At 61.6% G+C, this 25,535-nt stretch carries 23 protein-coding genes; 12 read left to right on the top strand and 11 right to left on the bottom strand.

The window, feature by feature from the left end:
• Positions 1-241 precede the first annotated feature (241 nt).
• The 6 genes from adk to AC1Q9F_RS07805 all read left to right on the top strand — a co-directional run bounded on the left by adk (position 242) and on the right by AC1Q9F_RS07805 (position 4,566).
• On the top strand, positions 242-892 hold the full coding sequence (gene adk, locus AC1Q9F_RS07830; RefSeq protein WP_492619617.1) for an adenylate kinase: 651 nt from the start codon (positions 242-244) through the stop codon (positions 890-892).
• A gap of 94 nt (positions 893-986) precedes the next feature.
• A complete protein-coding gene (gene tsaB, locus AC1Q9F_RS07825; RefSeq protein ID WP_492619618.1) occupies positions 987-1,661 on the top strand; it encodes a tRNA (adenosine(37)-N6)-threonylcarbamoyltransferase complex dimerization subunit type 1 TsaB in 675 nt (224 codons plus the stop codon).
• 172 nt (positions 1,662-1,833) lie between these two features.
• Positions 1,834-2,142, top strand: a complete 309-nt coding sequence (locus AC1Q9F_RS07820) for a hypothetical protein (RefSeq protein ID WP_007954720.1) — start codon at positions 1,834-1,836, stop codon at positions 2,140-2,142.
• Positions 2,142-3,002, top strand: coding sequence for a DUF72 domain-containing protein (locus AC1Q9F_RS07815; RefSeq protein WP_492619619.1), 861 nt, complete (start codon positions 2,142-2,144; stop codon positions 3,000-3,002). The genes AC1Q9F_RS07820 and AC1Q9F_RS07815 overlap by 1 nt, the downstream gene beginning before the upstream one ends.
• A 32-nt stretch (positions 3,003-3,034) precedes the next feature.
• Positions 3,035-3,871 carry an isocitrate lyase/PEP mutase family protein gene (locus tag AC1Q9F_RS07810; protein ID WP_492619620.1) on the top strand — a complete coding sequence of 279 codons (837 nt, stop codon included), beginning with the start codon at positions 3,035-3,037 and terminating at the stop codon, positions 3,869-3,871.
• 14 nt (positions 3,872-3,885) lie between these two features.
• Positions 3,886-4,566, top strand: a complete 681-nt coding sequence (locus AC1Q9F_RS07805; protein WP_492619790.1) for an extensin-like domain-containing protein — start codon at positions 3,886-3,888, stop codon at positions 4,564-4,566.
• Positions 4,567-4,570: 4 nt separating this feature from the next.
• Here the strand turns inward: AC1Q9F_RS07805 and AC1Q9F_RS07800 are convergent, their stop codons facing one another.
• A complete protein-coding gene (locus tag AC1Q9F_RS07800; protein WP_007954734.1) occupies positions 4,571-5,185 on the bottom strand; it encodes a hypothetical protein in 615 nt (204 codons plus the stop codon).
• Between the two features lie 93 nt (positions 5,186-5,278).
• Here AC1Q9F_RS07800 and AC1Q9F_RS07795 point away from each other — a divergent pair, with 93 nt between their 5' ends.
• Entirely contained in the window at positions 5,279-6,061 is a 783-nt protein-coding gene (locus AC1Q9F_RS07795; protein ID WP_007954738.1) for a class I SAM-dependent methyltransferase, read from the top strand.
• Positions 6,062-6,106: 45 nt separating this feature from the next.
• Here AC1Q9F_RS07795 and AC1Q9F_RS07790 read toward each other — a convergent pair whose 3' ends face one another.
• Positions 6,107-6,742: a TetR/AcrR family transcriptional regulator gene (locus AC1Q9F_RS07790; RefSeq protein ID WP_492619621.1), complete on the bottom strand. Its 636-nt coding sequence runs from the start codon at positions 6,740-6,742 to the stop codon at positions 6,107-6,109.
• A 94-nt stretch (positions 6,743-6,836) separates the two neighbouring features.
• Here AC1Q9F_RS07790 and AC1Q9F_RS07785 point away from each other — a divergent pair, with 94 nt between their 5' ends.
• The 3 genes from AC1Q9F_RS07785 (at position 6,837) to AC1Q9F_RS07775 (ending at position 13,046) form a co-directional block, all read left to right on the top strand.
• Positions 6,837-7,937, top strand: a complete 1,101-nt coding sequence (locus tag AC1Q9F_RS07785; protein ID WP_492619622.1) for an efflux RND transporter periplasmic adaptor subunit — start codon at positions 6,837-6,839, stop codon at positions 7,935-7,937.
• Positions 7,938-7,943: 6 nt separating this feature from the next.
• Positions 7,944-11,012: an efflux RND transporter permease subunit gene (locus tag AC1Q9F_RS07780; protein ID WP_192563684.1), complete on the top strand. Its 3,069-nt coding sequence runs from the start codon at positions 7,944-7,946 to the stop codon at positions 11,010-11,012.
• Between the two features lie 639 nt (positions 11,013-11,651).
• On the top strand, positions 11,652-13,046 hold the full coding sequence (locus AC1Q9F_RS07775; protein WP_492619623.1) for a Fic family protein: 1,395 nt from the start codon (positions 11,652-11,654) through the stop codon (positions 13,044-13,046).
• Here the strand turns inward: AC1Q9F_RS07775 and AC1Q9F_RS07770 are convergent.
• Genes AC1Q9F_RS07770 through plsB form a run of 3 tightly spaced genes read right to left on the bottom strand, consistent with a single transcriptional unit; the run spans position 13,043 to position 16,711 of the window.
• Positions 13,043-13,732 (bottom strand): DUF4197 domain-containing protein, encoded by a 690-nt coding sequence (locus AC1Q9F_RS07770; protein ID WP_492619624.1) that lies wholly within the window; start codon positions 13,730-13,732, stop codon positions 13,043-13,045. The genes AC1Q9F_RS07775 and AC1Q9F_RS07770 overlap by 4 nt on opposite strands.
• Before the next feature lie 24 nt (positions 13,733-13,756).
• The gene (locus AC1Q9F_RS07765) at positions 13,757-14,155 is read right to left on the bottom strand and encodes a YbaY family lipoprotein (RefSeq protein WP_085605193.1); all 399 of its coding nucleotides are present in this window, start codon (positions 14,153-14,155) and stop codon (positions 13,757-13,759) included.
• 51 nt (positions 14,156-14,206) lie between these two features.
• Entirely contained in the window at positions 14,207-16,711 is a 2,505-nt protein-coding gene (gene plsB, locus AC1Q9F_RS07760) for a glycerol-3-phosphate 1-O-acyltransferase PlsB (protein ID WP_492619625.1), read from the bottom strand.
• 504 nt (positions 16,712-17,215) lie between these two features.
• Here plsB and AC1Q9F_RS07755 point away from each other — a divergent pair.
• On the top strand, positions 17,216-17,425 hold the full coding sequence (locus AC1Q9F_RS07755; RefSeq protein WP_007954750.1) for a cold shock domain-containing protein: 210 nt from the start codon (positions 17,216-17,218) through the stop codon (positions 17,423-17,425).
• A gap of 135 nt (positions 17,426-17,560) precedes the next feature.
• Here the strand turns inward: AC1Q9F_RS07755 and AC1Q9F_RS07750 are convergent, their stop codons facing one another.
• From AC1Q9F_RS07750 to AC1Q9F_RS07735, 4 genes are all read right to left on the bottom strand, one after another.
• On the bottom strand, positions 17,561-17,938 hold the full coding sequence (locus AC1Q9F_RS07750) for a hypothetical protein (RefSeq protein ID WP_085605197.1): 378 nt from the start codon (positions 17,936-17,938) through the stop codon (positions 17,561-17,563).
• Between the two features lie 75 nt (positions 17,939-18,013).
• Positions 18,014-18,823 carry a putative RNA methyltransferase gene (locus AC1Q9F_RS07745; RefSeq protein WP_492619626.1) on the bottom strand — a complete coding sequence of 270 codons (810 nt, stop codon included), beginning with the start codon at positions 18,821-18,823 and terminating at the stop codon, positions 18,014-18,016.
• Entirely contained in the window at positions 18,823-19,974 is a 1,152-nt protein-coding gene (dapE, locus tag AC1Q9F_RS07740; RefSeq protein ID WP_007954755.1) for a succinyl-diaminopimelate desuccinylase, read from the bottom strand. Before dapE ends, AC1Q9F_RS07745 begins: the two co-directional genes overlap by 1 nt.
• 98 nt (positions 19,975-20,072) lie before the next feature.
• Positions 20,073-22,664, bottom strand: coding sequence for a glycosyltransferase (locus AC1Q9F_RS07735; protein ID WP_492619627.1), 2,592 nt, complete (start codon positions 22,662-22,664; stop codon positions 20,073-20,075).
• Between the two features lie 274 nt (positions 22,665-22,938).
• Between AC1Q9F_RS07735 and tcdA the strand changes: the two genes are divergently transcribed.
• The gene (gene tcdA, locus AC1Q9F_RS07730; protein WP_492619628.1) at positions 22,939-23,757 is read left to right on the top strand and encodes a tRNA cyclic N6-threonylcarbamoyladenosine(37) synthase TcdA; all 819 of its coding nucleotides are present in this window, start codon (positions 22,939-22,941) and stop codon (positions 23,755-23,757) included.
• 25 nt (positions 23,758-23,782) lie between these two features.
• On the opposite strand, the gene AC1Q9F_RS07725 is transcribed toward tcdA, so the two are convergent.
• Positions 23,783-24,187, bottom strand: a complete 405-nt coding sequence (locus AC1Q9F_RS07725; RefSeq protein WP_207985161.1) for a SufE family protein — start codon at positions 24,185-24,187, stop codon at positions 23,783-23,785.
• Complete coding sequence (locus AC1Q9F_RS07720) at positions 24,184-25,389, bottom strand: aminotransferase class V-fold PLP-dependent enzyme (RefSeq protein ID WP_207985162.1); 1,206 nt, start codon at positions 25,387-25,389, stop codon at positions 24,184-24,186. The genes AC1Q9F_RS07725 and AC1Q9F_RS07720 overlap by 4 nt, the downstream gene beginning before the upstream one ends.
• Positions 25,390-25,535: the final 146 nt, after the last annotated feature.

The following is a 25,535-nucleotide window of genomic DNA, read 5'->3' as shown; positions in this document are numbered from 1 at the left end:
TTATTGGCCGTGGGAAAAATGCGGTCAGGCGACAGTTAATGATGGGGTTGCGACTTGGGGAACCGCGTCGCAAGGTCGCGGCGGGCGCCGGTTTCTCCGACTTTTGGCGTCTTGTGTGGGCGCAGCCTGCTGTGTATCTTGATCAGCCTTTGGCCGTTTGGGCGGCCACGACCCGTTTTATGAGATTGGCCCCACGAGGCGAATCCGTTGTTTTTTATATAAAAAATTGAGGAGCACATCGATGCGCGTCATTCTGCTGGGAGCTCCCGGGGCCGGTAAAGGTACTCAGGCTAAGTTCATCACCGAGAAATTCGGCATTCCGCAAATCTCCACCGGCGACATGCTGCGTGCTGCGGTCAAGGCCGGCACCGAGCTGGGCATCAAGGCCAAGAGCATCATGGATGCCGGCGGCCTGGTGTCGGATGACCTGATCATCGCGCTGGTCAAGGACCGTATCGCTCAAGCCGATTGCGCCAAGGGTTTCCTGTTCGATGGCTTCCCGCGCACCATTCCTCAGGCTGAAGCACTGGTGACTGCCGGTGTCGAGCTGGACGCCGTGGTCGAAATCGCCGTTGAAGACGAAGAAATCGTTCAGCGTATCGCCGGTCGTCGCGTTCACGAGGCCAGCGGCCGCGTTTACCACATCGTCTACAACCCGCCGAAAATTGCCGGTAAAGACGACATCACTGGCGAAGAGCTGGTACAGCGCAAGGACGACACCGAAGAAACCGTGCGTCATCGCCTGTCGGTCTACCACTCGCAGACCAAGCCGCTGGTGGAGTTCTACCAGAACCTGTCCACCAAGAACGGTGGCAAGCCGAAGTACAGCCATATCCCTGGCGTCGGTTCGGTTGAAGCGATCACCGCCAAGGTGCTTGAAGCCCTGAGCTGAAAAACCTGATCCGCTGCATCATCCACGGCCCGCTTGCGGGCCGTAGTTGTTTATACTGGCGCACTTTTTCCCCACCTGATTTACGGACACATCGATGAGCACCTTGCTGGCCCTGGACACCGCGACTGAAGCTTGCTCCGTTGCCTTGCTGCATGACGGCAAGGTCACGAGCCATTACGAGGTGATCCCGCGCCTGCATGCGCAGAAACTGCTGCCGATGATCCAGCAACTGCTCGCCGACGCCGGCATCACCCTGCAAGCGGTGGATGCCATCGCCTTCGGCCGTGGCCCAGGCGCATTCACCGGCGTGCGGATTGCCATCGGCGTGGTGCAAGGCCTGGCCTTTGCGCTGGATCGTCCGGTGTTGCCGGTGTCGAACCTGGCCGTGCTGGCGCAACGGGCTTATCGCGAACACGGCGTGAGCCAGGTCGCGGCCGCCATCGATGCGCGGATGGATGAGGTGTATTGGGGCTGCTATCGCGAGACGGCCGGGGAGATGCGTCTGGTCGGCGCTGAGGCGGTGCTGCCGCCGGAAGTCGCCGCGTTGCCGGACGATGCTTCGGGTGACTGGTTCGGTGCTGGCACTGGCTGGGGTTATGGCGAGCGCATCGCTGTAAACCTGAGCGGATCCGACGCTGGCATGCTCCCACACGCCGAAGACTTGCTGACCCTGGCACGATTTGCCTGGGAACGCGGTGAAGCGATTCCGGCAGACGATGCCCAGCCGGTTTATCTGCGCGACAAAGTGGCCACCCCCAAAGCCCGATGAGGCCATTTACCCTGTGGCATTCGCCACAGGGTTCTCCCATTCCTGCCAATCGTCCGTTTCTAACCCCGCGCTTTAAACCTTTTGTCTTTTATGTGTTCTAGTTATCACTCGGCGATTTGCTAAGTCGGTCAGGTGCCGCTAAATTGCCATCATCGATACCGAGCATGACTTTATGCGTATAGACGGCGTTTCCACTCATTCCTACCCCATCAAGCGCAAGCCTCGCAAAGGCAATCCGGCGCTGGATGAGTCCGTCGACGATATCGACGGCGAGCTGGAATTCCCGACCGAAGAGCAACTGGCTGCCCGTGCCGCCAAAGCCACCGCGCAACGCCTGAGCAATCTGCCCGCCCGCCAACAAGACATGATTTATCACCGCGCGATGAAGAAAAGCGTGGCCATGGCCCTGGCCAGCTACCTGAGCACCGCCGGTTTTGTCGATTGGGATGCAGACGTGCTGGGCCTCGACCTGTACATCTGATGGATCTGCCTTACTACCTCGGTTGCCCGTCCTGGAGCGAAAACGCCTGGCGCGAGTACCTGTATCCGGTAGACGCCAAGACCTCCGATTTCCTCGGACTCTATTCACAAGTGTTCAACGCTGTTGAAGGCAACACGACCTTCTACGCCAGCCCGTCGCCTGCCACCGTGCAGCGCTGGGCCGAGGTGATGCCGGAGCACTTTCGCTTCACCGCCAAGTTCCCCGGTGACATCAGCCACAGCGGCGACTTGCGCGATCAACTGACCGCCGCCGAAACCTTCCTCCAGCTACTCAAGCCGCTCGGTGAGCGCGTCTCGCCCATGTGGCTGCAACTGTCGAAAAGCTTCACACCGCACCGCTTGCCGGAGCTCGCCGCGTTCATCGATGCGCTGGATTGTCCGCTGGCGGTGGAAGTGCGCCACGAACAGTTCTTCGCCAAGGGTGAGAGTGAGCGACTGCTCAACCGGCTGTTGCTGGATCGTGGCGTGGAGCGCATCTGTCTTGATCCCCGCGCGTTGTTCAGTTGCCTGTCCACCGAGTCGTCGGTGATCCACGCCCAATCGAAAAAGCCCCGCGTACCGACGCGTCCGGCAGCGTTCACTCAATTCCCGCAGGTGCGCTTCATCGGCCATCCGGAGCTTGAGGCCAACGATCCGTTCCTGGTGCCGTGGGTGGCGAAGATCGCCGAGTGGATCGAAGAGGGCCGCACGCCGTACATCTTCCTGCACACCGCCGATAACATTCTTGCCGCGAAGCTGGCACAACGTTTTCACGCACAACTGAGGCAACGTTTGCCTGGCCTGCGATCCTTGCCTGAGCTATACAGAGAACCCGCCGCCGAGCAACTTGGCCTGCTCTGAGGCGGATTTCTTTCCTGCCCAGGAGCCTGCCGATGGACGCTCAAGCCCGTCAACAACAAGCCCGTAAAGCCGAAACCTTCAAAGCCCTGCACGAACGCCCCGGGATTTTCGTGATTCCCAATCCATGGGATGCCGGTTCCGCGAAGATGCTCGCCAGTCTCGGCTATCAGGCGCTGGCGACCACCAGCGCCGGTTATGCGTTTTCCCAAGGCAAGCCCGATGGCGGCCTGAGTCTCGACGATACGCTGGCCAATGTCCGGGCGATTGTCGCGGCCACCGATCTGCCGGTGGCGGTGGATCTGGAAAACGGCTTCGCCGACGCCCCAGCCGAATCGACGCAGAGTCTGATCCGCGCAGCCGAGGCGGGCGCCGTGGGTGGTTCGATCGAAGATGCCACCGGCCGGGAAGACTCGCCGATCTACTGCTTCGAACACGCGGTGGCGCGGATCGAAGCCGCCGTCGCTGCCGTTCGCACCTTGCCGTTTCCCTTCATCCTGACCGCCCGTGCGGAAAATTACCTGCACGGCAATCCCGATATCAACGACACCATCCGCCGCTTGCAGGCCTTTGCCGAAGCCGGCGCCGACGTGCTGTACGCGCCGGGCCTGCGCACCGCCGAAGAAGTCCTGGCGGTGGTACGCGCGGTGGCGCCGAAACCGGTCAATGTGTTGATGTCCGGCGGCTTGAAACTGACGGTGCAGCAGCTGGAAGATATGGGCGTGAAGCGGATCAGCACCGGTTCGGCGCTGGCACTGGCGGCGTTCGGCGAGTTTTTCCGCGCGGCGGAAGAAATCCAGCAATCCGGCACGTTCACCTTCACCTCTCGTTCGATGCCGTACGCCAAGGCCAATCAATTCTTCAAGGGATGAGCATGGGGCGCTGACTGCTCTTGGCGGGGCTGCTGATCCTCGGTGGCAGCCTGATCGGCGTGTGGCGCGGCTGGCTCGATGTGCCACCGCAGTGGAACCCGTGGGCGCCGCTGGACGTGCAGGCGATGCCCAACTGGCTCACGGGCTACAAGTTGATGCGCCTGCGCAGCGATCCGGCCTTGTGCGAGCAAGCGCTGGGCAGCTCCGGTCTGCGGGTTTCGCCACAGGCCGACAGCCCCGATGCCAAATGCCCGCTGATCGGCGCTTTGCGCGTGCAGGGCGGCGGGGTGGGGCTCAGCAGCAGCTTTCTCGCCAGTTGTCCCTTGGCCGTGGCGTTTGCGATGTTCGAGCGCCACACGCTGCAACCGGCGGCGCAGCAGACCTACGGACAGTCGGTGGCTCGGGTCGATCACCTCGGCAGCTTCGCCTGCCGCAACGTCTACAACCGCGAGAACGGCGCTCTCAGTCGCCATGCCAGCGCCGATGCGCTGGACATCGCCGGCTTCCGTCTGGCGGATGGTCGTACGATCAGCGTGCTCAAAGACTGGCCGAAGCAAAACCAGGACGCGCAGTTTCTACGTCAGGTGCGCGACGGTGCCTGCGAGGTGTTCAGTGTGGTGTTGAGTCCGGATTACAACGCCGCTCATCGCAATCACTTTCATGTCGATGTCGGGCGCTGGAGCGTGTGTCGCTGAGGGATCAGGCGGCGATGCGCAGGTTCTGCTGAACGATTGGGCGCACCCAGCCGTTATCGAAGTCCAGGGCTTTCTGCTGCTCGACGATTTCTTCCGGCGGGAACGGCGGGTAAGGCTGCAGCAGGTCCAGGTCGAACTCGGCAATCGGCAGGTACAGCGGCTTTTTCTGCGGGGCAGGGCCCGGTTCCGGAATCGGCTGGCCGTTGTTGATCACGACCGGACGAACCCAGCTGCTGTCGAAATCCTGCTGCTTTTGCTGAGTCTTGATTTCTTCTGCCGGGAACGGAGGGTACGGCTCGGCCAGTGTCATGTCGATTTCGGCGATCGGCAGGAACAGCGGCTCCGGCGGACGCACCTCGGTTTCCACCACATCGCATTCACGCTGGCTGACGATGTGCGCGTGCAGTTCGCTGCCGACGGTCGGTTCTTCAGGGCTTTGCAGGTCGACCGGCGGGAAAGTGCCGCAGGCCGGCACCACATCACTCGATTGTTCGGCCAGTGCCTGGGCAAAGAAATCCTGCCACAGGTGGCTGACGCCGCCCAATGCTTGAGTGTTATGACGGCTGAAGTCGCCTGTGGGCGAAATGTAGCCAATCGATGTGGGAAGAATGCCTGACATTTTTTTCGGTTGACGCTCAGCTCTGGCAAAATGCGCGTTGATTGGGTTATCGGCGGTTTTTGCCGATCCTTAACTTTTTTGAGCGTGTTTTCCATGATTGAGCAACCCGCGGCCTGCCGCATCCATGTCGAGGCCCTCGGCCCGACGTTCGAAGCGCAGGCCGAGCAGTGGGCGCAGCGCCTGAACCTGCCGTTGCAGGTGGCCGACGGCGAGTTCGCCTTGCAGGTCGGAGAGCAGGGTTTGCAGCTGCAACAACTGGGGCCGGATGCGCCGGGGCCGGTGCGGGTCGACTTCGTCGAGGGTGGCGCGGCCCATCGCCGGTTGTACGGCGGTGGCAGCGGGCAGATGATCGCCAAGGCGGTCGGCATCGCCCAGGGCGTGCGTCCTCGGGTGCTGGATGCGACGGCGGGGCTCGGGAAGGATGCGTTCGTACTGGCCAGTCTAGGTTGCGAGATGAGCCTGATCGAACGTCAGCCATTGATCGGCGCCTTGTTGGAGGATGGTCTGGCCCGTGCGGCGGAAGACTTCGACGTGGCGCCGATCGTGGCGCGGATGAAGCTGCTCAAGGGCAACTCCATCGAGGTGATGCGCAATTGGGAGGGCGAGCCGCCGCAGGTGATCTACCTCGACCCGATGTTCCCGCATCGTGAGAAAACCGCGCTGGTGAAGAAGGAAATGCGCCTGTTCCGTCCGCTGGTAGGCGATGATCCGGATGCACCGGCGTTGCTGGAAGCGGCGTTGGCACTGGCCACGCACCGGGTGGTGGTCAAGCGCCCGCGCAAGGCACCTTGCATCGAAGGGCCGAAACCGAGTCATGCGCTGGATGGCAAATCCAGCCGTTACGACATCTACCCGAAGAAAGCGCTCAAGGCCTGAGCCGTCGCATAAGAAAATCCCACGCATGGCGTGGGATTTTTGTTTTCAGGGTCGATAGGCCCGCATGAACAGCCCGACCACTTCCTGCACATGGCTTTCCGCCGCCTCGTCGGTCAGCGGTTCACCGCAGCCGTACAACAGGCGGAAATTCCCGGCGCCCTTGATCAGGCAAAAGAAGTGCTCGGCGGCGTTGTGCGGGTTGTCGATGCTCAGCACGCCGGTTTCGTGAATCCGCCGCAGCAAACGTTCCATCCCCTGCACCATGCGCTGCGGGCCGGCCTCGAAGAAGATCAGCGACAGTTTCGGATCCTGACTGCCCAGCGCCATGATCAGGCGATGCAGGTTCACCGATTCATCGCTATTGATCAGGTGGTGAAAGCCTCGCGCAATGTTCAGCAACACATTTTCCACCGCGATGCCGTCCGGCAATTCGAAGAACAGCGGCGGTAGTTGCTCCTCGCATTTGGCCACCACGGCGGCAGAGAACAGCGTCTCCTTGTCGTTGAAATGGCTGTAGACCGTCAGCTTCGACACGCCAGCCTCGGCGGCCACCGCGTCCATGCTGGTGTTGGCATAGCCGTGACTCAGAAACAGGATTTTCGCCGCCTCGAGAATCGCCTGGCGCTTGGCCGGATCCTTCGGTCGGCCCGGGCCGTTTGGAGCTGAAAGATTGTTCGACATTCTTCGCTTTTAATACTGGACTGGTGAGTTTGCTATTAATAACATACCGGCCAGTATAATTATTCCAAGCCTCCTTAGCGAAAGGTCCTTCACCATGTTCCGCCATGCGTTGTCCTTTGCGGTGCCAGTCAGTCTGGCGTTTTTATTGTCGGCATGTGGCAAGGAAGAGGTGACGCAAGTCAGCGTGCGACCGGCCATGGTGGTGCAGCCAGAGCCTTCGGCGCAGGCGATGGAAAGTTATCCGGGCGAGGTTCGCGCCCGCTACGAACCCGATCTGGCGTTCCGCATCGGCGGCAAAGTCAGCCGACGACTGGTCGAGGAAGGCCAGCGCGTGAAGGCCGATCAGCCGCTCGCCGAACTCGATCCGCAGGATGTACGCCTGCAACTGGAAGCCACCCGGGCCCAGGTCGCGGCCGCCGAGGCCAACCTGAATCTGGTGCGCGCCGAGCGTGACCGCTACAAGACCTTGATGGAACGGCAGATGGTCAGCCGCTCGGCCTACGACAATGCCGAAAACCTTTATCGCTCCGGCGAAGCCCGCCTCAAACAGATCAAGGCCGAATTCAACGTCTCGACCAATCAGGCCAGTTACGCCGTGTTGCGTGCGCCCCAGGATGGCGTGGTGGCCAAGCGTGCGGTGGAAGTCGGGCAAGTGGTCGCCGCCGGGCAAACCGTTTTCACCCTCGCCACTGATGGCGAACGGGAAGTGCTGATCAGCCTGCCGGAGCAGAGCTTCGGTCGCTTCAAGGTCGGCCAGCCGGTCTCGGTGGAGCTATGGACGCAACAGAACCAGCGCTTCGCCGGGCAGATCCGCGAGCTGTCGCCGGCCGCCGACCCGAAATCCCGCACCTTCGCCGCACGCATTTCGTTCACCTCCGGCAAGGTCCCGGCAGAACTGGGCCAGAGCGCCCGGGTTTTCGTGCAGACCGCCGATGTCATCCCGCTGTCGGTGCCGCTCTCGGCGCTGACGGCCGAAAACGGCGCGACTTACGTCTGGGTCGTCAGCGCCAACAACACCCTGAGAAAGACTCCGGTGCGCACCGGCCCGTTCGGTGAGAAAACCGTGCCGGTGCTCGAAGGCCTGAACGCCAGCGACTGGGTGGTCGCCGCTGGCGTCCACGTGCTGCTGGAAGGGCAGCAGGTGCGTCCGGTGGATCGCTCCAACCGCGTGGTCAATCTGGCGGACAAGGAGTAATCCCCGATGGGTTTCAATCTTTCCGCCTGGGCGCTGCGCAATCGCCAGATCGTACTGTTCCTGATGCTTTTGCTGGCGATCGTCGGCGCCTTGTCCTACACCAAGCTCGGCCAGAGTGAAGACCCGCCGTTCACCTTCAAGGCGATGGTCATCCAGACCCGCTGGCCCGGCGCAACGGCCCAGGAAGTCTCGCGTCAGGTCACGGAGCGCATCGAAAAGAAACTCATGGAAACCGGCGAGTACGAACGCATCGTTTCGTTCTCGCGCCCCGGTGAATCCCAGGTCACGTTCATTGCCCGCGACTCCATGCATTCGGTAGAGATTCCGGACCTCTGGTATCAGGTGCGCAAGAAGGTCAGCGACATTCGCCAGACCCTGCCGCCGGGGATTCAGGGACCGTTTTTCAACGATGAGTTCGGCACCACCTTCGGCAATATCTATGCGCTGACCGGCGACGGTTTCGACTACGCGGTGCTCAAGGATTACGCCGACCGCATCCAGATCCAGCTGCAACGGGTCAAGGATGTGGGCAAGGTCGATCTGCTTGGTTTGCAGGACGAGAAAATCTGGGTCGAGCTGTCCAACGTCAAACTCGCCACCCTCGGCTTGCCGCTGGCAGCCGTGCAGCAGGCGTTGGAAGAGCAGAACGCGGTGTCCACCGCCGGCTTCTTCGAAACCGGCAGTGAGCGATTGCAGCTACGGGTTTCGGGGAATTTTCAGACAGTCGACGAGATCAAGAACTTCCCGATCCGGGTCGGTGATCGTACGTTCCGCATCTCCGATGTCGCTGACGTGAGGCGCGGTTTCAACGATCCTCCGGCCCCGCGCATGCGCTTTATGGGCGAAGACGCCATCGGTCTCGCGGTGGCGATGAAGGACGGCGGCGACATTCTGGTGCTGGGCAAGGCCCTGGAAATCGAGTTCGCCCGGATCCAGAAAAACCTGCCGGCCGGCATGCAGTTGCGCAAGGTCTCCGACCAGCCCGCCGCAGTGAAAACCGGCGTAGGCGAGTTCGTCCAGGTGCTGGTCGAAGCGCTGGCCATCGTGTTGCTGGTGAGCTTCTTCTCCCTCGGCGTGCGCACCGGCATGGTGGTGGCGCTGACCATTCCGCTGGTGCTGGCGATGACCTTCGCCTGCATGTATTACCTCGGCATCGGCCTGCACAAGATTTCCCTCGGTGCGCTGGTGCTGGCGCTGGGCTTGCTGGTGGACGACGCGATCATCGCCGTGGAAATGATGGCGATCAAAATGGAGCAGGGTTTCGACCGGATCAAGGCTGCCAGTTATGCCTGGACCAGCACCGCGTTCCCGATGCTCACCGGTACGCTGATCACCGCCGCAGGCTTTCTGCCGATTGCCACGGCGCAGTCCGGCACCGGCGAATACACCCGCTCGATCTTCCAGGTGGTGACCATCGCCTTGCTCGCATCCTGGGTGGCAGCCGTGGTGTTCGTGCCATATCTGGGGGAAAAGCTCCTGCCGGATCTGGCGAAAATTCACGCGGCCAAACACGGCACGGCTGACGGTCAGACTGATCCCTATGGCACGCCGTTCTATCAACGGGTGCGGCGTCTGGTGGAGTGGTGCGTGCGTCGGCGCAAAACCGTGATCGTGCTCACCGTGCTGCTGTTCGTGGCGTCGGTAGCGTTGTTCCGGTTCGTGCCGCAGCAGTTCTTCCCGGCCTCCGGGCGACTGGAATTGATGGTCGATCTGAAGCTTGCCGAGGGCGCATCGCTGGCCAATACCACGGGCGAGGTCAAACGCTTGGAAGCGATGCTCAAGGATCACGCCGGCATCGACAACTATGTCGCTTACGTCGGCACCGGTTCGCCGCGTTTCTACCTGCCGCTGGATCAACAACTGCCGGCGGCGAGTTTCGCCCAGTTTGTCGTGCTGGCGAAAACCATTGAGGAACGTGAAGCGCTGCGCACGTGGCTGATCGACACGTTGAACGAGCAGTTCCCGTCCCTGCGCTCGCGGGTCACGCGCCTTGAAAACGGGCCGCCGGTTGGCTATCCGGTGCAGTTCCGCGTCACCGGCGAGCACATCGAGGAAGTCCGTGCACTGGCCCGGAAAGTCGCAGCCAAAGTGCGCGAGAACCCGCATGTGGTGAACGTGCATCTGGACTGGGAAGAGCCGAGCAAGGTTGTGTACCTGAACATCGATCAGGATCGCGCCCGAGCGTTGGGTGTGAGCACGGCGAATCTGGCGAAATTCCTCCAGAGTTCGCTGACCGGTTCCAGCGTCAGCCAGTACCGCGAGGACAACGAGTTGATCGAAATCCTCCTGCGCGGCACCGTGCACGAGCGCACCGAACTGTCGTTGCTGCCGAGTCTGGCGGTGCCGACCGACAACGGTCGCAGCGTCGCGCTGTCGCAGATCGCCACGCTGGAATATGGCTTCGAGGAAGGCATCATCTGGCACCGCAATCGCCTGCCGAACGTGACCGTGCGCGCCGACATCTATGGCAAGGAGCAACCGGCGACGCTGGTGAAGCAGATCATGCCGACGCTTGATCCGATCCGTGCCGAATTGCCGGACGGCTATCTGCTGGATGTCGGCGGTACGGTGGAGGATTCGGAGCGTGGGCAGAAGTCGGTGAACGCCGGGGTGCCGATGTTCATTGTCGTGGTGCTGACGTTGCTGATGGTGCAGTTGCGCAGTTTCTCACGCACGGCGATGGTGTTTCTGACGGCGCCGCTGGGGTTGATCGGGGTGACGCTGTTTCTGCTGGTGTTCCGTCAGCCGTTCGGGTTTGTGGCGATGCTCGGGACGATCGCGCTGTCGGGGATGATCATGCGTAACTCGGTGATTCTGGTGGACCAGATCGAGCAGGATATTGCGGCGGGGCTCAAGCCCTGGCAGGCGATTATCGAGGCGACCGTGCGGCGGTTTCGGCCGATTGTGTTGACGGCGCTGGCGGCGGTGCTGGCGATGATTCCGCTTTCTCGCAGTGTGTTTTTCGGGCCGATGGCGGTGGCGATTATGGGGGGGTTGATTGTTGCTACTGCTTTGACGCTTTTGTTTTTGCCGGCGTTGTATGCGGCTTGGTTCAGGGTTCGCAAGGAGTCTTGAGGCTGTTTGAGCGTGGCGGCCTTTGGGCCGGCCAGGCTCTTGGGGTTTTGGGTGAATATCCGTTTCTTTGGGTGTTGCGGCTGGCGGTTCCGCTCTTACAGCGGCTCACTTTTGCAAGCGCCCAAAAGTAAGCAAAACGCTGGGCCCCGGCGTTCGGCCCCTCGCTGGGGCTCGGGGTTCCTTCGTTCCGGGATTCATCCGGGGGCATCGCCTCCGGTTTGCTTCGCTGCACCTCCTCTCGATGTGTTCGACTTCGTCGAACGGCGCTGCGCGCCTACCCCCGGATAAATCCCTCCACTCAGCCGGCCGAAGGGGCCGGCACGTCAAAAGCTTTGCTCGAGCTAACGCTCATCGTGTTGAGTGGTGAGAGGCGAAGCGCATCGGAGTGTAAGGTTTGCGCTTTTCTGTGGGAGCGAGCTTGCTCGCGAAGGCGGCCTGTCTGCCGACCATGCTCTATCGGTTGGACTCAATCTTGTCGGAGCTGGCCTGCTAGTGATGTCAGCCTGACAGCTGAGCAAAACAATGGTGTAGGACCCTGCGTCGCCTCCTACATGTTTTTCAGACGCCTCCGATATTGAGTCGCTGTGTTGGCGATGCTGTACTCGAGGCTGTTTTTCAGCCTTGTTTGAGTCAGCGTTGATGAAGAAACCGCCGGTATTGAAGGGTCGGGCCGATCCGGTCTTTGAGTTGTTGATGCGCGCACCTCACAAGCAGCGTCTGGCGGATTATCTTGCGCTGCTCAAGCCGCTGGATGATCAGGGGCGGTATCTGCCTTTTGAGGATTTGCGGTATCGCTGGGCCAGCGGGCTGGATTCGCGTTTGTGTTGGGCGTTGGTCAAGAAGGCGCGGGTTGCTCAGTACATTCATCTTCTGCCTTTGGGGGAGCCGGCGCAGTGGGGGAAGTTTGTGCCGACGCCCACCGCGCAGAAGGCCCTTTCAGTGGTTGATCGGCAAACCACGACGGCGTCGCTGGAGTACATGACCAGCCAGATAGGCGAGCGGGCGCATTTCAGTTATTTGCTTAACGATCTGATCGAGGATGAGGCGATCAGCAGCAGTCAGCTTGAGGGCGCCGCGACCACTACCCGTGTTGCCAAGGACATGCTCAAGCAACGGCGTCAGCCGCGTACGCCGGATGAGCGGATGGTCATGGGTAATTACCGGATGATGAATTTCGCCTGGGAAAAACGTTACGAGCCATTGAGCGTGGAGTTGATTGCGTCGATCCATCGAGTCGGTGTCGAAGGTATTGATGACGAGCAGTACGACCCGGGGCTTTTCAGGACCAACGATGAAGTCGTGGTGCAGGACGGCGAAGGGAATACCGTGCACACGCCACCGCCTGCCGCTGGATTGGTGAGGCGACTGGATTTGCTCTCGCAGTGGATCAATCAACCACAGGGTTCACCTCGGCAAAAAAACTACCTGCATCCGCTGATCAAGGCGATCACGCTGCACTTTGCCCTGGGCTATGAACATCCGTTTCGTGACGGTAACGGGCGGGTCGCCAGAGCGCTGTTTTACTGGTTCATGTTCAAGCATGAGTTTTCGGCGTTCCGCTATATCGCGATCAGTCTTTTACTGCGCAACGCGCCGGTGAAGTACGGGCGGTCGTATTTGCACAGCGAGGCCGATGAGCTCGATCTGACGTATTTCATCGAGTTTCAGTGTTCGGTGATTCTGCGGGCGGTGGAGGGGTTTACCGATGTGTATCGCAAGAGTGTGGCGTACAGCGAAGACTTCGAGCACTGGCTGACCTGTTCGGGTTTTTTTGATCGGCTGACAGAGCGGCAGCGAGCGATTTATCAGGTGGCCAGAAGCGGGGTGGCGAAGGAGTTCACGGCGGGGAACGTCAAGGAGCATCTTGGCTGTGCCTACAACACAGCGGTGTCGGCGTTGAGCGGGTTGGTTGAGCTGCAGGTTTTCGAGAAGAAGAAAATGGGGCGCGAGTGGGTGTACTTTTTACGTGTATCTGCTGGTGGCGGATTGAATGCCGGGAGTGAGACAGCTCACTCCCGTGTCGTGTCGGCTTAGAGCGTACCAAACACTTTTTTCGCCAGACTCGTCGCCGCAGCGGCCGGGTTCTTGCGGATGGTTTCTTCCTGTTTGCCGATCATTTCGAACAGGCCGTTGAGCGCTTGTTCGGTCACGTAGCTTTCGATGTTGGCGCTCTTCGCGTCCACCACGCCGAAGGTCGCGGCCTGGCCGGCGAAGGCGTTGTATTTCTGGGCTACGCCGACTTTGTCGGTTGCCTGTTTGACGATGGGCAGGAATTTGGTGCGGATCTGTTCGCGGCTGGATTTGTCCAAGTATTGGGTGGCGGAGTCGTTGCCGCCGCTGAGGATGCCTTTGGCGTCGGCCACGCTCATTTTCTTAACGGCGTCGACGAGGATCGGCTGGGCCTGGGTGACGGCGGTTTCCGCGGCCTTGTTCATGGCGGTTTCCAGCTCGTCGACCTGGGCGCCCATGCCGAAGGCTTTCATCTTGCCGGCGACTTTGCCGAGTTTGCCCGGCAGTTCGATCTTCACGTCCGGGTTATTGCTGAAGCCGCCCGGGGTGCCGAGTTGTTTGACGGCCAGTTGCGCGCCTTGGGTCAGGGCATCCTTGAGGCCGCCGGTGGCGTCGCCTTGCGACAGGTCGCTGAGGGACAGGGCCAGTGCGTTGGCGGAGATCATCAGGCCCGCGCACAGGCCGGCGAAGCGAAGGGTAGGGCGGAGCATGGCGGCTTCCTTGTTCGGAGAGAGTTAGCGGGCAGCGTCGACGCGGATCTTCAGCGGCTGCGGATCCTTGCCATCGAGTTGCACGGCATGGTTTTCGGTGGTGATGAACATCAGCTCGCCGTTGACTTCGATGCGCGCGCTGACCGAATAGCGGTGGCCGGGTTTGACCTGGGCCGGATCGTAGCTCAAGTGGAACGGCAGCGGCACCTGGCCTTTGACCGGGCCTTTCTGTTCGTCGAGTACCACGGCTGGAGCGTCGGCCAGCGAGACGTCCTGCAGGCTCACGCTCAAGGTCGCACTTGGCGGCAGGGCGATGCGCTGCAGGTAGAACACTTCGCCATCGAGGCTGACTTTGCCGGCCGGTGAGGTCGACTGGCAGGCGCTAAGCAGCGTGGCGGCGGCAAGCAGGGAAAGTTTTTTCATCGGAGATCTCCGTATCGACGGCGCCAGAAGAAGCCTGGCGCCTGTAGGAATTTAGTCGTTTTGCACAGGGGCGGCGGGCTGATCGGCCGCATCTTCACTGCGATGCAGTGCCACCTGACGGATCGACAAGCGAATCTCCGCCGGCAGCACCCGTTTGGCTGCGCCTTCGGCCAGTTCGCCGAGCAGTTCGTGGTAGCTCAACTTGCCAGCTTCATCGCGACGCAACACGTCGAGGTCGAGCAGGGTCTGGATGAAGTGGCGGAACAGGCTCTTGTCGAAGAACTCTGGTGCGTTCAGACCGTGCAGGATCGACAGGCGCTGGGCCATGACCGTGCACAGGTCTTCCAGCTCTTCGGCGCTGATCGTGTTCTGGCCTGCGTTGAGCAGCAACGACACAGTCATGTAGAAGCGTTGCAGGGTCTGGGCGATGCTCTTCGACAGCAGGGTCAACAGCACGAAATGCCGCGAGCTTGGCGCCGGGCGCAGGTACACGTCTTTTTCGAAACGCAGCAGGCCCTGTTCGACGAACGCTTCCAGCCACTGATCGATCACTGCATCCAGTTCGTCCAGAGTCCAACGGATGAACAGTTCCGATTGCAGGTACGGATACAGTGCGCGGGTGTAGCGCAGGATCTGTTCGCGGCTCATGCGCGATGCACTCTGGAAGAAACTCGCCAGCAGCGCCGGCAACGCGAAGATGTGCAGCACGTTGTTGCGGTAGTAGGTCATCAGGACGGCGTTTTGCTCGTCCAGGTACAGAATCTTGCCCAGCGCATCGTTCTGCTCGGACAGCAGATCCATGTCCTTCACATGCTCGATCAGCGCCCGGCCATCGCCTTCCGGCAACGTGGTGTGCGGCGAGTACGGAACCTTGCGCAGCAGCGCCAGATACAGATCCAGCACTCGCGCCATGGCTCGATCGTCCAGTGCCAGACGGGTGGTCGACAGAAGGGCCAGCGCCACCAGGTTGACCGGGTTGATCGCCGCTGCTTCGTTCAGGTGCTGCGCGACTTTCTCGCCGAGGCGGTTGGTGGTTTCGTTGAGCCAGGCCGGTTTGTACTGCGGGCCGAGTTCCTGCTGGCGCCAGTCCGGCTGCTCGCTGTCGAGGAATTCCGCGAGTTTGATCGGCTCGCCGAAGTTCACCGCCACCTGGCCGAAGCGCTGCTTGAGCGCGCCGATGACTTTGAAGATGTCGAAGATCGATTCTTTCTTCTTGCTCGCGCCACGCAGTTCGCCGAGGTAGGTGCGGCCTTCGAGCACGCGCTCGTAACCGATGTACACCGGCACGAACACGATTGGCATCCGCGACGAACGCAGGAAGCTGCGCATCGTGATCGCCAGCATCCCGGTTTTCGGTTGCAGCATGCGCCCCGTACGCGAGCGCCCGCCCTCGACGAAGTATTCGACCGGGAAGCCTTTGGTAAACAGGGTGTGCAGGTATTCGTTGAACACCGAGGTGTACAGCGGGTTGCCCTTGAACGTGCGGCGCATGAAGAACGCGCCGCCCCGGCGCAGCAGGCTGCCGATCACCGGCATGTTCAGGTTGATGCCGGCGGCGATGTGCGGCGGGGTCAGGCCGTTGCGGAACAGCAAGTACGACAGCAGCAAGTAGTCGATGTGGCTGCGGTGGCACGGCACATAGATCACTTCGTGACCCTGGGCGACCTTCTGCACGCCTTCGATGTGGTTGACCTTGATCCCGTCGTAGATCTTGTTCCAGAACCAGCTCAGCACCACTTCCAGAAAACGGATCGCGGTGTAGGTGTAGTCCGAGGCGATCTCGTTGCCGTAGCGCAGGGCCTGGGCCTTGGCTTTTTCCGGGGAGATGTTTTCGCGCTCGGCTTCGTCGAGGATCGCTTGCTTGACCAGTGGCTGGTTGAGCAGGCCTTTAACCAGGTTGCGGCGGTGGGAAATGTCCGGGCCGATCACCGCAGCTTTCAGATTGCGGAAGTGCACCCGCAGGATCCGCTGGGCCATGCGCACGGTGCGTTCGTGGCCCTTGTTGTGTTCGATCAGTTCGCGCAGGTGGATCGGTGCGGAGAATTGCACGCGGGTCTTGCGGCCCAGAATCATGATGCTCAGCAGACGACGCAGGCGCCCGGTGACCGCCCAGCTGTCGGCGAACAGTAGTTTCCACGGGCTGTTTTCGCTGTCCGGCGACTGGCCCCAGAACACGCTGACCGGAATGATCTGCGCGTCTTCGGCGGCATTCTGGCTGAGGGCGCTGACCAGTCGGGTCAGGGTCGGTGGCGCACCGCGCTTGTCCTGGCGGCCGAGCCAGTCCGGGTCCGGCGTCAGGTAGAAGAACGCTGCCGGTTCGATCAGCGAACCCACGGACACCGGCAGCACCGGGCGCGGCAGGCCGGCCTTGGTGCACTCGGTGTCGACCACCGCCAGATCGGTCAGCGATGGATTTTGCAGGACGTAGAACACCGGACGACTGCGGTCGAGGTTGAGGGTGAACGACGACTGGTTGATCGTCTCGGAGCGAACCCAGAGATACAACAGTCGGCGCAAGGTGCCAAACACAAGACGGCGGAACGGGGAACGGGTCATACGGCTTCTGCGTGAGTGGATAAACCGAGCGTTTGCTCGGGCGGTCAGGGGGGCGTTCTTCATGAGTTTTCGTGCCGCGCCGCGCCTGCTGTTGTGCAGGGCAAGGCGCGAGAAGCGTGGTTTGGTCATTCCAAATAAGCTTCGAGCAACGCAGCCCTGCACAACAGCAGGCTCGGCCCTTCGGGTTGTGCCTTAAAGCGGACCAGGCTGCGTTGCAGGCCTTGGAAAGGGAACAACCATTTCCAGCGGCTTGCGCCTTGCCTGGTCCGCTTTAAGGCGACAACGCGGCGCGAAAACTCATGAAGAACGCCCCCTTAGTTTGCCGGATTACTCGAAAATCGGCAAAAAAGCGGCGAAGTAATCTCCTGTTGAGAGTTTTGCCGCCTGTCATATACTCGGCGATCTGTCGCCGGGGCCCTTTTATGGACGTCGGATGCAGGCTGACGTTCCTCAAAGGCTTTCCTGCGAAAAGCCTGTTCAATAATAAAAAAGGAGTATGAACAGATGGCAACACGTGAAACCGGCAACGTGAAGTGGTTCAACGACGCCAAGGGCTATGGCTTCATTCAGCGCGAAGACGGGGTGGACGTGTTCGTGCACTACCGCGCGATCCGCGGCGAAGGCCACCGTTCGCTGACCGAGGGTCAGCAGGTTGAATACGCGGTGGTGGAAGGGCAGAAGGGGTTGCAGGCTGAAGACGTTGTAGGCCTGTAACGCAAATCTTCAGAACACCAAAAGCACTGTGGGAGCGAGCTTGCTCGCGATGGGACCATTTCAGTCAACATTGATGTTGAATGTCCGACCGCAATCGCGAGCAAGCTCGCTCCCACAGGTTTTGTGCATTGTCTGTTACGCAGTTTTCCAGGTGATTTCTTCTTCACCATCTTCGCTGATGCGAATCCAGCGATCCGCCGTTTCCTCACCTTCTTCCTCGACCCACGTCCCCGGCGCGCAACGCACTTCGACGTTCAGCGCGGCAAAGGCTGCGCGGGCGCAGGCGATGTCGTCGTCCCATGGGGTCGCATCGCTTTCAAGGTACAGGCTGTTCCACTTGCCCACGGCTTTCGGCAGCCAGGTCACCGGGATGTTGCCGGCCTTGCACTTGTAAGTCTGGCCTTTCTGTACCCAGTCGCTGCACGGGCCGAGGGCGGCGCCCAGCCAGGCGGAAATGGCCTTGTGGTCGACGTCGGCGTCTTTCAGGTAAATCTCGATGTCCGGTTGGCGCATGGATGTCCTCACTGCGGGTCTGAAAAATCCATTCGCGGATTTAGCCGGCCCCGGGTCGTTGCCCGAGACCAAAAGTTATTGAAGAACGAAATAATCGTAGCGCATCGAGACAGTGGTCACGAACGGCTCGGGCTGTTCGATGACCGCCGCGCGGCGCTCGGCACTGGCGCGCCAGCCGTGGGGCGTCATCGCCAGCAGATTGGCGCGATCCTCGGGCTTGTCCAGCGTCAGTTTGAATTCCAGGGTTTCACTGTGCGCCAACGCCATGCCTTCCGGCACCAGGGCCAGGTGCTTGTCGTCGGTGTATTCGCGCACTTCGTCGTACAGGCGTTCGCGCAGTTCCATCAGGTGGCCGCTGGTCGGGCCGACTTTCATCAGACCACCGCCAACGCTGAGCAGACGCTTGGCTTCTTCCCAGTCCAATGGACTGAAAACGCTGGCCAGAAACTGGCAACTGCCGGAAGCCAGTGGCACCCGGGCCATGCTCGCAATCAACCAGGTCAGCGCCGGATTGCGTTTGCAGGCGCGTTTGACCGCTTCCTTTGAGATGTCCAGTGCGTAACCGTCAGCGTCCGGCAAGGCCTCGGCGATCTGCGCGGTGTAGTAACCCTCGCCACAACCGATATCGACCCAGCGCGCCGGCGTATAACTCGCCGCCAGCTCCGCGAGACGTTTGGCCACCGGCGCATAGTGGCCGGCGTTCAGGAAGTCGCGGCGGGCCTCGACCATCGCCTGATTGTCGCCGGGATCGCGGCTGTTCTTGTGCTGTACCGGAAGCAGGTTCAGATAACCCTGACGCGCGCGGTCAAAGCGGTGGCCGGCAGGGCAGACCACGCCGTTGTCCACCGCGTTCAGCGGTTCACTGCAGATCGGGCACGCGAGCATCAGGCGAGCAACTTGATCAGGGTCTGGTAGTAGATCTCGGTCAACACGTCGAGATCGGCCGCCAGCACGCGCTCGTTGACCTGGTGGATGGTCGCGTTGACCGGGCCCAGCTCAACAACCTGCGTACCCATGGTCGCGATGAAACGGCCATCGGAGGTGCCGCCGCTGGTGGACGCCTTGGTCTCGCGGCCGGTGATCTGCTTGATGCTCGAAGACACCGCGTCGAGCAGCGCGCCCGGCTCGGTGAGGAACGGCAGACCGGACAGCGCCCAGTCGATGTGCCAGTCCAGGCCGTGCTTGTCGAGGATGTCGGCGACGCGTTTCTGCAGGCCTTCGACCGTCGATTCGGTGGAGAAGCGGAAGTTGAACAACGCCACCAGATCGCCCGGAATCACATTGGTCGCGCCGGTGCCGGAGTTGACGTTGGAAATCTGGAAACTGGTCGGCGGGAAGAAGTCGTTGCCGTGATCCCAGTGCTCGGCGGCCAGCTCGGCCAGAGCCGGGGCAGCGAGGTGGATCGGGTTCTTCGCCAGGTGCGGGTAGGCCACGTGGCCCTGCACACCGCGCACGGTCAATTTGGCGCCGAGGGAGCCGCGACGACCGTTCTTCACCACGTCGCCCACCAGCGTGGTGCTCGACGGTTCGCCGACGATGCACCAGTCCAGACGCTCGTTACGGGCTGCCAGACGCTCGACCACAGCCTTGGTGCCGTGATGCGCCGGGCCTTCTTCGTCGCTGGTGATCAGGAACGCGACCTTGCCCTTGTGATCCGGGTAGTCGGCGACAAAGCGCTCGGCGGCGACGGTCATCGAAGCCAGGCTGCCTTTCATGTCCGCCGCGCCACGGCCGCAGAGCATGCCGTGCTCGTCGATCACCGCGTTGAACGGGTCGATCTGCCAGGCGGTCACCGGACCGGTCGGCACCACGTCGGTGTGGCCGGCGAAGCACAGCACCGGGCCGTCGCCTTTACCGTGAGTCGCCCAGAAGTTATCCACATCTTCGATGCGCATCGGTTCCAGCTGGAAACCGGCATCGCCCAGGCGCTGCATCATCTGCTTCTGGCAATCGGCGTCGACCGGCGTCACGGACGGACGGCGGATCAGGTCGATGGCGAGTTGGAGGGTCGGCGAAAGGTCGGCGTGGGCCGTCATGGAAAACTCCGAAAGCTGGGGGGCAAGGCGCGCAAAATGGCGGTTATCTTAAAGCAAAACGGCGACCATTGGCCGCCGTTTAGTGCATCCGGAAGGATTTAGACCACCGGTGCCGGTTCAGGCGCCGCCGATGGTTTTGGCAGCGACGACAGGAACGCCATGATCAGCGCCGCCACGTACGGCAGCGACTGCACCAGCAGCATGGCCACCCAGAAGCGCATGTCGTTGCTCGGAATGCCCTGCACCAGGAAGATCCCCAGCGCCGCGCCCCACAACAGCAGCATGATGAACAGCTCTTCCCGGGCCTCGGAAATCGCCACCCAGAAGCCATGGTTGTCGGCGTTTTTCGGGGTGCGGAAGAACGGAATGCTGCTGGTGAAGAAGCCGTACAGCACCGCTTTGGCGATGGTGTGCGACAACGCCAGGCCGGCCAGTGCCGCGCAGAACGCATCCTTCAGGTTCACGCCCACGGCGCGACGGTACAGGAAGATGATCTTGCCGACCTTGAACACGAACAGCGCCAGCGGCGGGATCGCGAAGATCAGCAGCGGCGGATCGACCCGTTGCGGAACGATGATCATCGCCGCCGACCACAACAGCGCGCCGACGGTGAAGAAAATGTTCATGCCGTCCGCGACCCACGGCAGCCAGCCCGCGAGGAAGTGGTAACGCTGGCCGCGAGTCAGTTCGGTGTCCTTGCCGCGCAGCAGGCTGCGGGTGTGGCGCTTGATGATCTGGATCGCACCGTAGGCCCAGCGGAAACGCTGCTTCTTGAAGTCGATGAAGGTGTCCGGCATCAGACCCTTGCCGTAACTGTCGTGGTAATACGCCGCCGACAGGCCTTTCTCGAACACCCGCAGACCGAGTTCGGCGTCTTCACAGATGCACCAGTCGGCCCAGCCCAGTTCTTCCAGAACCGAGCGACGGGTCATGGTCATGGTGCCGTGCTGGATGATCGCGTCGCGGTCGTTGCGGGTGACCATGCCGATATGGAAGAAGCCTTTGTATTCGGCGTAGCAGAGCTTCTTGAAGGTGCTTTCGTTCTGGTCGCGGTAGTCCTGTGGCGACTGCACCACGGCGATTTTCGGGTCGGCGAAGTGCGGCACCATGTGCTTGAGCCAGTTCGGGTGCACGCAGTAGTCGGAGTCGATCACCGCGATCACTTCGGCATCCTTGGCGGTGTGCGGAATCAGGTAGTTCAGCGCGCCGCCCTTGAAACCGGCCAGGGGCGAGACGTGGAAGAACTTGAAGCGCGGGCCGAGGGTTTCGCAGTAGTCGCGCACCGGTTCCCAGACCGCCGGGTCCTTGGTGTTGTTGTCGATGATCAGGACTTCGAAGTCCGGATAGTCGAGGTTGGCCAGGGCGTTGAGGGTCTGTTTGACCATCTCCGGCGGCTCGTTGTAGCAAGGCACGTGGATCGAGACTTTCGGGCGGTAGCCCGAATCGCCGACCACGGGCAGGAATTCACGGCGACGCTTGTGAATCCACACCGCCTCGGCCAGTTCGTGGGCCTCGGTCAGCAACACGATGAATACCCCAAGCGCACCGAGCGCCAGCAGGAAACCCACCGTCAGGCTGAACCACGTACTGTATTGCTGACTGTAGTCGTAACCGATCCACACCAGCACCGAACCGCAGAGGAACGCGATAAAGGTCAGGAAGGTACGGCCGCGCTGACGCAGGGCCGAGCCGTCGATCATCAGCAGGGTCAGCGACAACAGCGCCAGCACCACCGAACCGATGGCCAGCACGCGCCATTGCGGGATCGCCACCACCGGGCCTTCGAAGTTGAACTTCTGCTGACGCGCGGCGTTGAACACGCCCCAGTAAGCGCCGACCGAACCTTCGTCACTCGCCTTCCACGGCTGGTCGAACGCTTCGATCACGAAGTAGTTGAAGCCCTGACGGTTGAGTTTGTTGACCAGCGTGCGCAGGTAGATCGCCTGATCCGCCGGCGACGCATCGGCGCCACCGCGCATGCGGCCGTTGCTCGGCCAGCCCACTTCTGACAGCAGCAGCGGCTTTTTCGGGAACATCTTTTTCAGGTCACGGGCGCGGTCGAAAACGAACTGCCCGGCCTTGTCCACCGGGATGAATTCCCAGTAAGGCAGAACGTGCGCGGCGATCAGGTCGACGTGCTTGGCCAGCTCCGGGTGCTCTTCCCAGACGTGCCACTGTTCGGAGGTGGTCACCGGCACTTTCACGGCCGCGCGCACGCGGTCGAGCAGCACGCTGAGTTGTTCGGCGGTGATTTCCTTGCGGAAGATCGCTTCGTTGCCGACGACCACGCGAACCACGCTGCGCGAAGTGTTGGCCAGTTCGATGGCGCGGGTAATTTCCCGCTCGTTGCGCTCCTGGTCGGGGCTGATCCAGATCCCGAGGGTCACGCGCAGGCCGAATTCTTCCGCCAGTTTCGGGATGTCCTGCAGGGAGCCGTCGACGGAGTAGATGCGGATGTTGTCCGTCAGCTTGCTCATGATCTCCAGATCGCGGCGCATTTCATCGTCGGACGGATACTGATCCTTCTGTGGGAACTGTCCCTGCTGGAACGGTGAATAGGAGAAACCGGAGATCTGCTCCGGCCAGTTCGGCGCGGAGACGGGGCGGTTGATCAGCGCCCAGAAACCGGTGAACAGGGCGGCGATTGCCAGAACCACCACCAGGTTGAGTCCAAATTTACGCGATGACATAGCTGTGTCGGGTTCCAAAGGCTGTGGAACGAAGGGTCGGCTGGTTGACGCCAAGAGGGCGCGCATCCTACACCGGCAGTTCGCCGAGTCCTACAAGAGACAGGGAAATGCCGGACGTTGGGCAATCCAACCTGACTTAAGTTCTTTCGTTTCAGCGTGTAAGACAAATCTTTGTTACGTGCAGCTTTAATTAAAGCAGGCGCGTTCGCCGTTCATAGCGCAAAGATGCTCTTGGCCGCCGACGGCCCTATAATGCGCGCCGGTTTTTAGGGTAATGGTCATGAGTACAGAAGATCCGCGGTTTGCAGGCATCGCCCGTTTGTATGGCATCGAGGGCCTCAAGCGTCTGCGCGCAGCCCATGTGGCGATTGTCGGCGTTGGCGGCGTCGGTTCCTGGGCGGCGGAAGCCATGGCCCGTTGCGGGGTGGGCGAGATTTCGCTGTTCGACCTCGACGACGTCTGCGTCAGCAACGCCAACCGTCAGTTGCACGCACTGGACAGCACTGTCGGCAAGCCCAAGGTCGAGGTGATGGCCGAGCGTCTGCGCGGGATCAACCCGGACTGCAAGGTGCACGCCGTGGCGGATTTCGTCACCCGCGACACCATGGCCGAATACATCACGCCGAACATCGACTGCGTGATCGACTGCATCGACGCAGTCAACGCCAAGGCCGCGCTGATCGCCTGGTGCAAGCGCCGCAAGATCCAGATCATCACCACCGGCGGCGCCGGCGGGCAGATCGATCCGACGCTGATTCAGGTCTGCGACCTCAACCGTACGTTCAATGATCCTTTGGCCTCGAAAGTGCGCTCGACGTTGCGCCGCGATTATGGTTTCTCGCGCACCGTGACCCGCCATTACAGCGTGCCGTGCGTGTTCTCCACCGAACAACTGCGCTATCCGAAACCAGACGGCAGCATTTGCCTGCAGAAGAGTTTTGTCGGCGACGGCGTGAAGCTGGACTGCGCCGGCGGGTTTGGCGCGGTGATGATGGTGACGGCGACGTTCGGCATGGTCGCGGCGACCAAGGCCGTGGACAAGATTGTGGCGGGCGTTCGGCGCCCGGCGGATCGGGTCAAACCTCAGGCCTGAAGCCCAGGGCTGCGCAGCAGCCCTTTTATCGCGCCAATTCATTCATCCGCTGCAGCACGGCATTCAAGCCATTGCTGCGTGAAGGCGACAACTGCCGCGACAGTCCCAGCTGATTGAACCAGTCTGGCAGATCAACCAACTGCAACTCGCCAGTGGCCAAACCGTTGACCCGCAACAGCAGCAACGCCACCAACCCGCGAATCATCCGCGCATCGCTGCTCGCCGCGAACTGCCAGTGGCCGTCGCGCAATTCACCGACCAGCCACACCTGGCTTTCACAGCCGTGCACCCGATTGGCCTCGCACTTGTCCGCATCGCTCAACGGCAGCAGACGATCACCAAACTGCATCAACAGCCGCGCCCGCTGTTCCCAGCCGGCAGCGTTCTGAAACGTTTGCAGCGCCTCGGCGGCCTCGACCGGCAGGCTCATCGCAACAACTCCAGCGCCTGATCCAGCGCTTCAAAGAACCGTTCCAGATCTTCGGAATCGTTGTACAACGCCAGCGACACGCGGATCGCCCCGGCCAGTTCGAAACGCTTGAGCAGCGGCATCGCGCAGTGGTGACCGGCACGCACGGCGATGCCCTGTTCGGTCAGCAAGTGCGCCAGATCGGCGTTGTGCACACCTTCCACGACAAAACTGGCCAGCGCCAGTTGCGGCTTGCCCAGCAGACGGATGCCGTTGCGGGCGGCGAGGCCACGTAACAGGTAATCGTGCAGCGCAGCTTCGTGGGCGGACACCGCGTCCTGATCCAGACCGGCCAGATAGTCGAGGGTCGCACCGAGGCCGATCACGCTGGCAATCGGTGGCGTTCCGGCCTCGAAGCCCAGTGGCGCCGGACGGAAACGGGATTCGTGATAGTTGGCTTCCAGCACCATCTCGCCGCCGAACTGCCACGGGCGCAGTTGTTCGAGCGCTTCGTTGCGCCCGAACAGCACGCCGAGGCCGTCCGGTCCGTACAGCTTGTGGCTGGAAAACACGTAAAAGTCGCAACCGAGCGCCTGCACGTCATGCCGGCCATGGACCACGCCTTGAGCGCCATCGACCACGGTCAGCGCGTTGTGCGCCTTGGCCATCGCCAGCAGCGCCGGCAACGGTTGCCAGGCACCTAGCACGTTGGACAACTGGCTGACCGCCAGCAAGCGGGTGCGCGGGCCGATCAGGTGAACGGCAGCAGCGAGGTCAATCACGCCGTCATCGTCCAGCGGCAGGATCACCAGCTTCAGGTCGCGACGTTGTGCCAGTTGCTGCCACGGCAGCAGGTTGGCGTGATGCTCCAGGGCGCTGATGACAATTTCATCGCCCGGATGGAAAAGATGTTCCAGGCCATAAGCCAGGAGATTCAGCGCGCTGGTGGCGCCGTGGGTGAAGATGATCTGCCCGCTGTCACCGGCATTCAGCCACTGGGCGACCTTCAGGCGACTGTCCTCGAACGCCTGCGTAGCATGGGCGCCGGGCAGATGCTGGGCACGATGCACGTTGGCCGCGCCATTGGCGTAGTAATGCGCCAGCGCGTCGAGCAGGGCCTGGGGTTTTTGCGTGGTGGCGGCGTTGTCCAGGTAAGTCTGGTCTTGCCGTTGCAGGGCGGCGATGGCCGGGAAATCGGCGCGCCAGGGGGAGGGAATCATCATCTGTTCAGCCCTGTGAACTTGGGCGGGTGTACACAAAACACTGTGGGAGCGACGGTTCGACGACTCGACTTACTCGCGAAGGCGTCCTTGAGGACGCCAAAAAGCTTCGCGAGCAAGCTCGCTCCCACAGGTTATCAATGTGCTGC

This window comes from Pseudomonas sp. GW823-FHT04A03 (genome assembly GCF_058796615.1).
This window is presented reverse-complemented; position numbering and strand designations above follow the sequence as displayed.